This window comes from Haemophilus haemolyticus M19501 (assembly GCF_000222025.1).
GTDB classification, from domain to species: domain Bacteria; phylum Pseudomonadota; class Gammaproteobacteria; order Enterobacterales; family Pasteurellaceae; genus Haemophilus; species Haemophilus haemolyticus_G.
In genome coordinates, this window is the sequence record NZ_AFQO01000014.1 from 1 (window position 1) to 13,306 (window position 13,306).

14 protein-coding genes are annotated in these 13,306 nt (G+C 39.2%); 6 read left to right on the forward strand and 8 right to left on the reverse strand.

Going from position 1 to position 13,306, the window contains the following annotated elements:
- Nucleotides 1-56 precede the first annotated feature (56 nt).
- The 5 genes from glmU to hflD all read right to left on the reverse strand — a co-directional run bounded on the left by glmU (nucleotide 57) and on the right by hflD (nucleotide 4,785).
- The gene (gene glmU, locus GG9_RS02190) at nucleotides 57-1,427 is read right to left on the reverse strand and encodes a bifunctional UDP-N-acetylglucosamine diphosphorylase/glucosamine-1-phosphate N-acetyltransferase GlmU (RefSeq protein ID WP_005632266.1); all 1,371 of its coding nucleotides are present in this window, start codon (nucleotides 1,425-1,427) and stop codon (nucleotides 57-59) included.
- Between the two features lie 158 nt (nucleotides 1,428-1,585).
- Nucleotides 1,586-1,957, reverse strand: a complete 372-nt coding sequence (rplL, locus tag GG9_RS02185) for a 50S ribosomal protein L7/L12 (RefSeq protein ID WP_005626607.1) — start codon at nucleotides 1,955-1,957, stop codon at nucleotides 1,586-1,588.
- Between the two features lie 54 nt (nucleotides 1,958-2,011).
- Complete coding sequence (gene rplJ, locus GG9_RS02180) at nucleotides 2,012-2,503, reverse strand: 50S ribosomal protein L10 (protein ID WP_005632267.1); 492 nt, start codon at nucleotides 2,501-2,503, stop codon at nucleotides 2,012-2,014.
- A gap of 271 nt (nucleotides 2,504-2,774) precedes the next feature.
- The gene (purB, locus tag GG9_RS02175) at nucleotides 2,775-4,145 is read right to left on the reverse strand and encodes an adenylosuccinate lyase (RefSeq protein ID WP_005632269.1); all 1,371 of its coding nucleotides are present in this window, start codon (nucleotides 4,143-4,145) and stop codon (nucleotides 2,775-2,777) included.
- A gap of 22 nt (nucleotides 4,146-4,167) precedes the next feature.
- The gene (gene hflD / locus GG9_RS02170; protein ID WP_005632270.1) at nucleotides 4,168-4,785 is read right to left on the reverse strand and encodes a high frequency lysogenization protein HflD; all 618 of its coding nucleotides are present in this window, start codon (nucleotides 4,783-4,785) and stop codon (nucleotides 4,168-4,170) included.
- 128 nt (nucleotides 4,786-4,913) lie between these two features.
- Here hflD and trpS point away from each other — a divergent pair, with 128 nt between their 5' ends.
- Together trpS and GG9_RS02160 are read left to right on the forward strand one after the other, a co-directional pair.
- Nucleotides 4,914-5,918, forward strand: a complete 1,005-nt coding sequence (gene trpS, locus GG9_RS02165) for a tryptophan--tRNA ligase (protein WP_005632272.1) — start codon at nucleotides 4,914-4,916, stop codon at nucleotides 5,916-5,918.
- Nucleotides 5,919-5,939: 21 nt separating this feature from the next.
- Nucleotides 5,940-6,230 (forward strand): YfcZ/YiiS family protein, encoded by a 291-nt coding sequence (locus tag GG9_RS02160; RefSeq protein ID WP_005632273.1) that lies wholly within the window; start codon nucleotides 5,940-5,942, stop codon nucleotides 6,228-6,230.
- A gap of 343 nt (nucleotides 6,231-6,573) precedes the next feature.
- Here GG9_RS02160 and GG9_RS0108865 read toward each other — a convergent pair whose 3' ends face one another.
- The 3 genes from GG9_RS0108865 to GG9_RS02150 all read right to left on the reverse strand — a co-directional run bounded on the left by GG9_RS0108865 (nucleotide 6,574) and on the right by GG9_RS02150 (nucleotide 9,352).
- A complete protein-coding gene (locus GG9_RS0108865) occupies nucleotides 6,574-6,810 on the reverse strand; it encodes a hypothetical protein (protein WP_032825130.1) in 237 nt (78 codons plus the stop codon).
- A gap of 170 nt (nucleotides 6,811-6,980) precedes the next feature.
- Nucleotides 6,981-7,964, reverse strand: a complete 984-nt coding sequence (gene dusA / locus GG9_RS02155) for a tRNA dihydrouridine(20/20a) synthase DusA (RefSeq protein ID WP_005632275.1) — start codon at nucleotides 7,962-7,964, stop codon at nucleotides 6,981-6,983.
- A gap of 2 nt (nucleotides 7,965-7,966) precedes the next feature.
- Nucleotides 7,967-9,352 carry a chloride channel protein gene (locus GG9_RS02150; RefSeq protein ID WP_005632279.1) on the reverse strand — a complete coding sequence of 462 codons (1,386 nt, stop codon included), beginning with the start codon at nucleotides 9,350-9,352 and terminating at the stop codon, nucleotides 7,967-7,969.
- 267 nt (nucleotides 9,353-9,619) lie between these two features.
- Between GG9_RS02150 and rpsL the strand changes: the two genes are divergently transcribed.
- The 4 genes from rpsL to GG9_RS0108870 all read left to right on the forward strand — a co-directional run.
- Nucleotides 9,620-9,994, forward strand: a complete 375-nt coding sequence (rpsL, locus tag GG9_RS02145) for a 30S ribosomal protein S12 (protein WP_005543325.1) — start codon at nucleotides 9,620-9,622, stop codon at nucleotides 9,992-9,994.
- 157 nt (nucleotides 9,995-10,151) lie between these two features.
- Entirely contained in the window at nucleotides 10,152-10,622 is a 471-nt protein-coding gene (gene rpsG / locus GG9_RS02140; protein ID WP_005626581.1) for a 30S ribosomal protein S7, read from the forward strand.
- 83 nt (nucleotides 10,623-10,705) lie between these two features.
- Nucleotides 10,706-12,808, forward strand: a complete 2,103-nt coding sequence (gene fusA, locus GG9_RS02135; protein ID WP_005632280.1) for an elongation factor G — start codon at nucleotides 10,706-10,708, stop codon at nucleotides 12,806-12,808.
- 64 nt (nucleotides 12,809-12,872) lie between these two features.
- The coding region (locus tag GG9_RS0108870; RefSeq protein ID WP_032825131.1) for a GTP-binding protein at nucleotides 12,873-13,306 on the forward strand (434 nt) is incomplete at its 3' end.

Here is a 13,306-nt window from a genome sequence, read left to right on the forward strand (position 1 = left end):
TATATATATATATATATATATATATATATATATATATGTAGATTTTTTATGCTATTTTATTTTTTCTTTGTTGGTCGTTGCCAATCTTGAATATGGCGTTGAGGAACTCGTGTAATCACTAATTCATTTTCACCGACATCGCGTGTAATTGTTGTACCAGCACCAATAGTTGCGCCATTTGCGACTTTTACTGGCGCGACTAATTGTGTATCAGATCCCACAAATACATCATCACCGATGATCGTTTTAAATTTATTTGCGCCATCGTAGTTACAGGTGATGACACCCGCACCAATATTACAATTTGAGCCGATTTCTGAATCGCCCACATAGGTCAGGTGATTTACTTTAGAACCTTTACCAACGGTAGATTTTTTAATTTCTACAAAGTTACCGACATGCGTTTCAGCTGCAAGTTCTGCACCTGGGCGTAAACGAGAAAATGGACCAATTGCGGCTTTTTTTCCCACTACAGCATCCTCTAGCACTGAATAGGGTTTTATTTCTACATCATTGCCAATAACAACATTTTTCAATACGCAACCTGCGCTAATTTTTACGCGATCACCGAGTTTAACACTACCTTCGATAATAACATTAACGTCGATTTCCACATCTTTTCCATGCTCTAATGTTCCACGTAGGTCAAAACGAGCTGGATCGTAGATCATTACGCCTTCAAGTAATAATTTGGAGGCTTGTTTATTTTGGAGATAACGTTCAAGTGCGGCTAATTGTAAGCGATTATTTGCACCTTCAACTTCCATGACATCTGTTGCTTGTACAGCAACAACTTGGCAATTATCTTGGTTTGCGAGAGCAATAAGATCCGTTAAGTAATATTCGCCTTGAGCATTATTATTGCCTACACGAGCTAACCATTTTTTGAAACTTGCACCATCAGATACCATCACGCCAGTATTTACTTCTTTAATATTTAGTTGATCTGCATTTGCATCTTTTTGTTCTACAATTGCTACAACGTTCCCATTTTCACGAATAATTCGTCCATAGCCTGTTGGGTTATCTAAATTTACGGTAAGCAATGCAATGCCATTTTCTGGTTTCTCTTTAATTAATTTTTCTAATGTTTCTTTAGTTATTAATGGTGCATCGCCGTAAAGTACAACAATATTTTCGTTATCTTTAAAGAAAGGTGCCGCTTGTTGAACTGCATGTGCTGTGCCAAGTTGTTCTGTTTGTAATACCCAGTTTACTTGTTCATTCGCAAGATGGGTACGCATTAAGTCCCCACCGTGACCATAGATTAAATGAATATTTTCTGCGCCTAATTGATGAGCCGTATCAATTACATGTTTTACCATTGGTTTACCAGCTATTGTATGTAGAACTTTAGGTAAATCGGAATACATGCGCGTTCCTTTTCCGGCTGCTAAAATTACCGCACTTAATGCTTTTGTAGTCATAGATTTTCTCTTTATTTATCAATAATAATGGGAGATATTTTATCGTAGAAAGGAGAAGATGATAAGTTTTTAAATTAACGAAGTTATGGCTTTTTAGATAGGAAAAAACCGATGGTTTCCCATCGGTTTTCTGAATTTCAAAGTGGTTAAAATAGAAATTATTTAACTTCTACTTGTGCACCAGCTTCTTCTAATTCTTTCTTAAGTGCTTCAGCTTCTTCTTTAGAAACACCTTCTTTTAATGCTGCTGGAGCAGATTCAACTAAATCTTTAGCTTCTTTTAAGCCTAAACCAGTTGCACCACGCACTGCTTTGATTACTGCTACTTTGTTAGCACCAGCTGCTGCAAGAATTACGTCGAATTCAGTTTTTTCTTCTGCTGCCGCTGCGCCGCCTGCTGCTGGAGCTGCTGCTACAGCTGCCGCTGCTGAAACACCGAATTTTTCTTCCATCGCTGCGATTAATTCAACGATTTCAGTTACAGTTTTTGAAGCAATCGCTTCAATGATTTGTTCGTTAGTTAATGACATAACAATCAATTCCTAAAATAAATAAAGTTAGATGAAGTAAGAAACGCTTAATGATTAAGCTGCTTCTTGTAATTTGTCGCGTAATGCCGCGAAGGTGCGAGCAAGTTTGCCTGCTGCAGCTTCTTTCATTGTGCCCATTAAACGTGCAATCGCTTCTTCGTAAGTTGGTAATGTTGCCAAGAATTCAACATCTTGGATTTTACCTTCAAAGGCTGCACCTTTAATTTCAAACTTATCGTTTGCTTTAGCAAACTCTTTGAACAAACGAGCAGCTGCGCCCGGGTGTTCGTTAGAGAACGCGATAAGTGTTGGACCTACAAACGTATCTTTTAAGCATTCGAAATCAGTGCCTTCAACCGCACGACGTAATAAAGTATTACGAACAACACGCATTGTTACACCAGCTTCACGAGCTGCTTTACGTAATTCAGTCATTTTATCAACAGTTACACCGCGAGAGTCCGCTATTACTGCTGAAAGTGCACCTTTGGCTGCTTCATTTACTTCAGCAACAATTGCTTGTTTGTCTTGAAGATTTAATGCCATTGGCTTTTAGCTCCTGAATACACTCCGATTACTCGGAATTAATTTACCTAATCCTAAGACTAGGATGACTTCGGCGCCCAGAAGCAAGAAAAATTCTTATTCTGTTCACCATCTACGTAGGATAATTAAGATTACTCCCCTACGGTCTTGGATGGGGCTTGAATAGGTCAAGCACCAACCAGAAATTTGTTAGACTGACTAACACAGGCGTAGGATTATAGAGAAAAGCTATGTTCTTGTAAAGAATATTGTTGGAAAAAGAGCCAAATTCCTATGATAGCTTCTCTACTAATTCCACTGCAGCCCCAATATAAGTAGCGGGTGTTAATTTTTGTAAACGTAATTTTTCTTCTTGTGGAATAGCCAACTTATCAATAAATTCACGCATAGCCTGTTCTGTCACTCGTTTACCTCGCGTTAATTCTTTTAATTTTTCGTAAGGTTTTTCTATTCCATAGCGGCGCATTACGGTTTGAATTGGTTCCGCCAAAACTTCCCAGTTTTGATTGAGTTCTTCTAATAAGTGCGGTTGATTTACTTCAAGTTTACTAATGCCTTTGCGTGTTGAAGCATAAGCAATCAAACAATAACCTAATCCTACGCCTAAATTACGTAATACGGTTGAATCCGTTAAGTCACGCTGCCAGCGAGAAATTGGTAACTTTTGACCTAAGTGGGTCATTACTGCATTGGCTAAGCCTAGATTGCCCTCTGAGTTTTCAAAATCAATTGGATTGACTTTATGTGGCATGGTAGAGGAACCAATTTCGCCTGCAATCGTTCGTTGTTTAAAGTGATTTAATGCAATGTATCCCCATAAATCCCGATCAAAATCAATGATAATGGTATTAAAGCGTACTACAGCATCAAAAAATTCAGCGATGTAATCGTGCGGCTCAATTTGAGTGGTATAAGGATTCCATTGAATACCTAATGAAGTGACAAATTCTTCGCTGAATTTATGCCAATCAATATTAGGATATGCCGATAAATGTGCATTGTAGTTACCTACCGCACCATTAATTTTACCTAAGATTTCCGCGTTTTGGAGTTGTTTAAATTGACGTTTTAGGCGATAAACAACATTCGCCATTTCTTTGCCCACGGTGCTTGGTGAAGCTGGCTGGCCATGTGTGCGAGAAAGTAATGGAATCGTTTTATATTCTTCTGCAAGACGAGTGATTTCATCAATCAGTTTTTGCCATTCTGGTAAAATCACTTCATCACGTGCGGTGCTTAACATTAATGCATGAGAGAGATTGTTAATGTCTTCTGAGGTGCAAGCGAAGTGAATAAATTCGGAAACCCTCACTAGTTCCACTTCATTTTGAATTTTCTCTTTCAGAAAATACTCAACGGCTTTCACATCGTGATTGGTTGTGCGTTCAATTTCTTTAATACGCGCAGCATCTGTCTCATTAAAATTAGCCACAATTCCATCTAAAAAAGCATTTGCTTGCGTAGAAAATGGCGGTACTTCGGTAATGTCTGCCGTTGAAGCTAATTTTTGTAACCAACGAACTTCCACAGCTACACGGAATTTCATTAACCCGAATTCGCTAAAAATAGCGCGTAATGGAGTTACTTTATCTTGATAACGACCATCAAGAGGGGAAAGTGCGGTCAGTGTAGAGAGTTGCATAAATGTTTGCTCCAGAATTGTATTAATAAATAGAAGAATAAATCTGTTTTGCGGTGGCAAGTAATTTTCTGCGGAAAAATAAAATTTGCCATTTTGTTCCACCCATTTGTTTCCACAGCACGGCAGAGCGAATGCCTGTAAGTAAAACTGCACGAATTTTATTTTGCACGAGTTCTTGTCGCAAATAATCAGGCGAGCCTAGTATGTGAATTTTTTTGCCCAATGGGCTAATAACGTCGCTGTAAATGTTTGCCATAATAGATAACATTGTTTCACTATCGCGAGCGTAATGAATTTCTTGTTCTTTTAGGCGAGAAATTCGATTGCCCAATGTTTGTTTGGCATCGGGATTTTTCGATAATTTTCCTTCTAATGCTAAAAGGCTTAGCCAATAGCGAGTTAAATTTTGATCGCCTTGCGCGTTGAGCTGATGAATTAAGGTTTCTAGACCTAATTTTAAATGACGAACTTCGCCACCAAAAACATCTTCGATTCGTTGTGGTTGGGTAATGAAAAGGCTATTAAGTGTGGTTAAAAATGTATCTGAATTTGCTCGACTTTCTGTTGCAAGTTGATGAACCAATTTTGCTGATTGGCACACGCCAGCAAGGGCAAGAACAATATCGTGGTAGTTTTTCATTCGAAAATATTAGGAAAACGTTTTCGTTAAATATAGCATTTTTAACCTAGCTTTTGAACTCGAACATTAAAAAAGCCTAGAGTTTCTGATATGATGTTTGAACAGTTTTAAGGTATTAAGGATTGATTATGGCAAAACCAATTGTTTTTAGTGGCGTGCAGCCTTCTGGTGAATTAACTATTGGAAATTATTTGGGCGCGTTGCGCAACTGGGTAAAAATGCAAGAAGATTATGAATGTATTTTCTGCGTAGTTGATTTACATGCGATCACTGTTCGTCAAGATCCTGTTGCCCTTCGCAAAGCAACCCTTGATGTGCTTGCACTTTATTTAGCGTGCGGAATTGATCCAAATAAAAGTACTATTTTTGTTCAATCTCACGTTCCAGAACACACGCAATTAAGCTGGGTGTTAAACTGTTACACCTATTTCGGTGAAATGAGCCGAATGACGCAATTCAAAGATAAATCAGCGCGTTATGCAGAAAATATTAACGTGGGTTTGTTTGATTACCCTGTGTTAATGGCGGCGGATATTTTACTTTATCAAGCAAAAAGCGTGCCTGTTGGTGATGACCAAAAACAACACTTAGAAATTACGCGTGATATTGCAAACCGCTTTAATGCACTTTATGGCAATATTTTCACTATTCCTGAAATTTTCATTGGAAAAGCAGGTGCGCGTATTATGTCATTGCAAGATCCTGAAAAGAAAATGTCAAAATCAGATGATAACCGCAACAACGTGGTGACACTTTTGGAAGATCCAAAATCTGTGGCGAAGAAAATTAAACGTGCCGTAACAGATTCAGATGAGCCGCCAGTTGTTCGTTATGATGTGCAAAATAAAGCGGGGGTATCTAATCTTTTAGATATTCTTTCTGCGGTTACGGATAAGCCAATTGCTGATCTTGAAAAAGAATTTGAAGGTAAAATGTACGGACATTTAAAAACTGCAGTAGCGGATGAAGTCTCAACCCTACTTGCTGGTTTACAAGAACGTTTCCATCAATATCGTAATGATGAAACTTTATTAGATAATATCTTACGACAAGGTGCGGAAAAAGCTCGTGCAAAAGCACAAGAAACCTTGGCGAAAGTGTATGAAGCAGTGGGTTTTATCGCTGCAAAATAATCTGAATAAAAGGATAATATTATGGCAATTCAAACTGAAAAACCGATTGAATGTGTAGGTTGTAACACATTTGATATGAAATCACTTTTCGATAATCGTGATTGTAGTCAGGTTATTGAATATGTTTATGACAGTGAGGAACAAGCGCAAGAAGCGCTCGCATTTTTTATCCAGAAAGCGCGTGATGTAGAAAGTGAACCTTGTGAAATTCAATCTGAAATTACAAAAGTGGATGATGGCTATTTATTAAAGGCAGATTTCACTTTCTGTTGCCAAGCTGAATTGGTGATTTTTCAAATGCGTATTGCGTAAGAAAAACAGCTGAAAAATAAGCCGCACTTTTGCGGCTTATTTTGACCCTATCCCAAACTTTATATAAGCATCCATTTCTGATTAATAATAACCGCTTAATCAATTATTAATAATCTTACCTTTTTATGAATATAAAAAATCTGCACCTTAATCAGCGGGTTATTTAACCCAACTTTTAGAGTGCAGACCCGATTTTAAACCGATACAACCTTGTTAAGATTAATCGTCTTTATCGGTCGAAAAACCACGATCTATTTGTTCACGCTCTTCTTCAGTTGCATCATCATAAAGATCATATAATCTTTCATTTTCATCTTTATCGTAATCAGACATATAAAACTCCTTACTTTATTAAGTTAGTTTCCCTTGCTAATTGTCTAGAATCTAATTCAAACTTGTCATTGATTTTTTGACGTTCAACTTGAATATTTAACCATTGAATTTCTTGATGATGTAGCATTTTCATAAAATCTAACTTCTTAGATAAAAATTCTAATTTATCTTTAATTTCAGAAGAATTAGTAATTAAGTTATCTAACTGATTTAGGAAATTTATCTCTTCATCTCGTAATTCAAACATAGTTATTCTCTACTTTTTCAGCAAGGCACTTTACTTCCTATGTCAATAGGAAGTAAAAGAAGTATACTTCTTTGAAAATTTAGTGATATTCTGATAAGTAAAAAAAGATATAAAATATCAGTGTATTTTTATACTTAGACAATTTTCTGTTGTTTTCGATTGAAAAATTATTATATCTCAATAAAATGCAAGGCGGTTTCAACTACTTCAACTCCCGCACCTTGTTTAAATGCATTTTCGCTTAAATAGCGTCGCCATTGACGAGCACCTTTGCAATTTTGAAATGCACCTAACATATGGCGGACGATGTGATTAAGGTGTATGCCTTGGCTAAGTTGTTGTTCAATATAAGGAAGCATTGACTGTACCGCTTCATGAGCGGTAACAATTGGTGCGTTAGGATCAAATAAGGCTTGGTCAATTTGCCCAAGTAAACTTGGATTTTGATAGGCTTCTCGCCCAACCATCACGCCGTCTACATATTGCAAATGTTGTTTCATTTCTTCAATGGTTTTTATGCCACCATTAATTGCGATAGTTAGATGTGGAAAATCACGTTTTAGTTGATACACCCGAGCATAATCTAATGGTGGAATTTCTCGATTTTCTTTAGGACTTAATCCTGAAAGCCAAGCTTTTCGTGCGTGGATAATAAACTCTTGGCAACCTTTTCCTTGAACCTTCTCAATAAAATCACATAAAAATTCATAGCTATCTAATTCATCAATTCCAATACGCGTTTTCACAGTGACAGGAATTTTGACCGCACTTTGCATTTGTTCTACACAGTCTGCCACCAAATCTGCTTTCGCCATTAAGCAAGCGCCAAACATCCCATTTTGTACGCGATCAGAAGGGCATCCTACATTAAGATTAATTTCATGATAGCCTCGTTCCTCAGCAAGTTTTGCACAATATTTGAGTTGTTCAGGCTCACTTCCTCCCAGCTGTAACGCAACGGGATTTTCTTGTAAATCAAAATCCAAGTGATCGTATTTGGCATGAATAATCGCAGGTGCGGTGACCATTTCAGTGTAAAGTAACGCATGCTTTGAAAATTGGCGATGAAAATAACGACAATGGCGTGTTGTCCAATCTAACATTGGCGCAACAGAAAAACGGCCGCGGTAAAAGTGCGGTTGATTTTGAGGCATTTTTATTTCTCTTGTTCGGTTTTGCTGCGTAATTCTTCGGCTTGGCGAGCTTGCATTTGCTGGCGAAAACGGCCTGCAGCAAAGTGGTAAAAGGGTTTTGGGCTAAATTGGCGCGAGATTATGGATGCAATAATGCTGGAAATCAAGAGCCAAATGAGAACGGGTTGTGCGCCTGTCATTTCCATTACAACAACACTGGCTGTAACTGGCGATTGTGTGCCGCCAGCTAAAAACGCCGTCATACATAAAATCACCAAAAAACGTTGATCGACCATCCCTCCGCTGATATCCCACAGCATTGCGCCAATGCCTGCGCCTGTTGTCAGTGATGGGGTAAAGATACCACCGGCAATACCATTCCAATAAGTGGTCACCGTTGCTAAAAGTTTAAGGATGCCAATTTCAGGATCTATGGCTTGCCCTTCTAAGGCGCGTGCAACAACCTCATAGCCAGTGCCATAGGTTTGTCCGTGAGTGTAACTGCCAAGTGCGGCAAGTACTAAACCCAATAATAAAGCAATATAAATAGGATGTTGGCGAACCCAGCCACGCCATTTTTCAGGTGATAATCCTGCTATACCTTTTGCTAATAATCGTCCGAATATGCCACCTAGAATGCCACAAACCACCCCACAAATTGCAAGCCAAAGATAGAGATAAGAAACAGATGTTACCCCTTGATAACGTGGAAAATAAGGGCTGTTTCCTTGAATCGCGACAAGAATAAAACCAGCAGCTAATACGCCCATCAATACGCGTCGTTCCCAACGTAACATTACTCCACGCCCAAGTTCTTCAATCGCAAATATCACGCCAGCCAAAGGTGCATTAAAGGCAGCAGCAAGCCCACCCGCCGCACCTGTGGCAAGTAATTCATTGGTGCTTAATCCTCTAAACGCTAAATTATGTTTTCTACAATAATTTCCCCACGCAAGCATGACAGCTGCGCCAACTTGCACTGATGGACCTTCACGCCCAACCGATGCACCGATAAGCATAGCCAGAAAGGTAAGAGGAATTTTCCAAATAGTTTGGCTGAATTCAACTAATTTGGTTTTATAGCTACTATGAGGAAGATTAATTGATGCAATGACTTGCGGAATACCGCTTCCTCCAACATATGGAGTATATTTTTTCGTAAACCAAGTCAGGCAAGCCATGCCTAGGGGTAACATAAACCAAACTGCAATAGGATATTTAGATGACCAGTGAGCGTTTAGTTCTAGACCAAGATCGGATAATTTAGCAAAGCCAAATGAAAAGAGTGAGACAAATATCGCACCTATAATTAGGCAGATAAATTCTAAACTTTTGTGGGAAATTCTGTGTGTTTGGCGTAGCTTTTTATGGAAGAAATAGCGTAAGTGAAATTTGAGCGAGCGTAACATAATGATTGTAATTTAATACTAATTAAGTAGAAATTATAAAACTGTCATTTCGCTGGGGCAATTGGTTTGGCATTTTGAATAAAAAGTGCGGTGAATTTGGGAAGCGTTTTTGTACGCAATGAAAGATCCTTTCACGGATCTTTGGTGCTGTTTAATTATTGACAACAAACCTCAGAACGATTAAAATTCGCCGTCTATTTCTGTATGGAAGTAGATTTTTTGAACAACATTCTATTATTGAATAACATTTAAACTGGAGCTTTTTTAATGGCAACTATCAACCAGCTAGTACGCAAACCGCGTGTGAAAAAGGTTGTAAAAAGCAACGTTCCTGCATTAGAGGCTTGCCCGCAGAAACGTGGTGTATGTACTCGTGTATATACTACAACTCCTAAAAAACCAAACTCAGCGTTACGTAAAGTATGTCGTATCCGCTTAACTAACGGTTTTGAAGTAACTTCTTATATCGGTGGTGAAGGTCACAACCTTCAAGAGCACAGTGTTGTATTAATCCGTGGTGGTCGTGTTAAAGACTTACCAGGTGTGCGTTACCACACAGTACGCGGTGCATTAGACTGCGCAGGCGTTAAAGATCGTAAACAAGGTCGTTCTAAATACGGCGTTAAACGTCCTAAAGCTTAATGGTTCTCCGTTAAGTAAGGCCAAACGTCTAAATTAGCAAAACAATTTAAACCATAAACTCCAGTCAAAAAGCGCTTTGCGCTGCAAATTTTCTCAAAGAGAAATATTGCTGATGGGTTTTGGATATCCTGAAGATTAAAATACGGAGAAATTCGCAATGCCACGTCGTCGTAGTGTTGAAGCACGCAAGATTCTTCCAGATCCGAAGTTCGGTTCAGAATTACTTGCAAAATTTATTAATGTAATCATGGTAGACGGTAAAAAATCCGTTGCTGAATCAATCGTTTATGGTGCTTTAGAAACTTTAGCGCAACGCACAGGTAAAGAGCCTTTAGAGGCGTTTGAAGTTGCACTTGAAAACGTACGTCCAACTGTTGAGGTTAAATCTCGTCGTGTTGGTGGTTCTACTTACCAAGTACCAGTTGAAGTGCGCCCTGTACGTCGTAACGCATTAGGTATGCGTTGGATCGTTGAAGCAGCACGTAAGCGTGGTGATAAATCAATGGCTTTACGCCTTGCAAACGAATTATCTGATGCTTCAGATAATAAAGGTGCAGCAGTGAAAAAACGTGAAGACGTTCACCGCATGGCTGAAGCTAACAAAGCATTTGCTCACTACCGTTGGTAATAAGTTTTTGAATTTAAAGGGCTTCATCGTTGATGAAGCCTTACCCTTATATAAACTGATATTAAATAAACAAGGTTATAATAATGGCTCGTACAACCCCTATTGAAAGATATCGTAATATCGGTATCAGTGCGCACATTGACGCGGGTAAAACCACTACCACTGAGCGTATCTTATTCTATACCGGTGTTAGCCACAAAATCGGTGAAGTGCACGATGGTGCTGCAACGATGGACTGGATGGAACAAGAACAAGAACGTGGTATCACCATTACCTCTGCGGCAACTACCGCATTTTGGTCAGGTATGTCACAACAGTTCCAACAACACCGTATCAACGTTATCGACACCCCGGGACACGTAGACTTTACCGTTGAAGTAGAACGTTCTATGCGTGTTCTTGATGGTGCGGTAATGGTGTACTGTGCGGTAGGTGGTGTTCAACCACAATCCGAAACTGTATGGCGTCAAGCTAATAAATACCAAGTGCCACGTATCGCGTTCGTTAACAAAATGGACCGTACCGGTGCGAACTTCTTACGCGTAGTTGAACAATTAAAAACCCGTTTAGGTGCCAACGCAGTTCCTCTTCAACTTCCAATTGGTGCAGAAGAAAACTTCACCGGTGTAGTTGACTTGATCAAAATGAAAGCGATCAACTGGAATGAAGCAGACCAAGGTATGACTTTCACTTATGAAGATGTACCTGCAAATATGCAAGCGGACTGTGAAGAATGGCGTCAAAACCTTGTAGAAGCAGCAGCTGAAGCATCTGAGGAGTTAATGGAGAAATACTTAGGCGGTGAAGACTTAACTGAAGAAGAAATTAAGTCTGCATTACGTCAGCGTGTATTAGCAAATGAAATTATCTTAGTAACCTGTGGTTCTGCGTTCAAAAACAAAGGTGTTCAAGCTATGCTAGATGCCGTTGTTGAATATTTACCAGCGCCAACAGATATTCCAGCTATTAAAGGTATCAATCCAGATGAAACTGAAGGCGAACGTCATGCAAGTGATGAAGAACCATTCTCTTCATTAGCATTTAAAATTGCAACTGACCCGTTCGTAGGTAACTTAACATTCTTCCGTGTATATTCTGGTGTTATTAATTCTGGTGATACAGTATTAAACTCTGTACGTCAAAAACGTGAACGTTTTGGTCGTATCGTACAGATGCATGCTAACAAACGTGAAGAAATTAAAGAAGTTCGTGCAGGTGACATCGCGGCTGCTATTGGCTTAAAAGATGTAACTACTGGTGATACATTATGTGCAATTGAAGCACCAATTATCCTTGAGCGTATGGAATTCCCAGAGCCAGTAATCTCTGTTGCGGTAGAACCAAAAACTAAAGCTGACCAAGAAAAAATGGGCTTAGCATTAGGTCGTTTAGCACAAGAAGACCCTTCATTCCGTGTTCACACTGATGAAGAATCTGGTGAAACCATTATTTCTGGTATGGGTGAACTACACTTAGATATCATCGTTGATCGTATGAAACGTGAGTTTAAAGTGGAAGCTAACATCGGTAAACCACAAGTATCTTACCGTGAAACTATCCGCACTCGTGTTAATGATGTGGAAGGTAAACACGCAAAACAATCTGGTGGTCGCGGTCAATATGGTCACGTTGTTATCGACTTATATCCATTAGATCCAGAAGGTCCGGGTTACGAGTTCGTGAACGAAATCAAAGGTGGTGTAATTCCTGGTGAATATATTCCAGCTGTTGATAAAGGTATTCAAGAACAACTTAAATCTGGTCCATTAGCTGGTTACCCAGTAGTAGATCTTGGTGTACGTTTACACTTCGGTTCATACCATGATGTGGACTCATCTGAATTAGCGTTTAAGTTAGCCGCTTCTTTAGCATTTAAAGCAGCATTCGCTAAAGCAAACCCAGTTCTACTTGAGCCAATCATGAAAGTTGAAGTAGAAACTCCACCTGAGTATGTTGGTGATGTAATCGGTGACTTAAGCCGTCGTCGTGCTATGGTTAACGGTCAAGAAGCGAATGAATTCGTTGTTAAAATCGATGCAGAAGTTCCACTTTCTGAGATGTTCGGTTATGCAACAGACTTACGTTCACAAACTCAAGGTCGTGCATCATACTCAATGGAACCGTTAAAATATGCTGAAGCTCCAACAAGTGTTGCAGCTGCAGTAATTGAAGCGCGTAAAAAATAATTTTTGTAAACCAGCGGTGTAAAACATGATTGTTTTATACCGCACTTCTTAGGAAATATTAGCAATGTCTAAAGAAAAATTTGAACGTACAAAACCGCACGTAAACGTGGGTACAATCGGCCACGTTGACCACGGTAAAACAACTTTAACAGCAGCAATCACAACCGTATTATCTAAACACTACGGTGGTGCAGCTCGTGCATTTGACCAAATCGATAACGCGCCAGAAGAAAAAGCGCGTGGTATCACCATCAACACTTCACACGTTGAATACGATACAGCAACTCGTCACTACGCACACGTTGACTGTCCGGGACACGCTGACTATGTTAAAAACATGATTACTGGTGCGGCACAAATGGATGGTGCTATCTTAGTAGTAGCAGCAACTGATGGTCCTATGCCACAAACTCGTGAGCACATCTTATTAGGTCGCCAAGTAGGTGTTCCATACATCATCGTATTCTTAAACAAATGCGACATGGTAGATGACGAAGA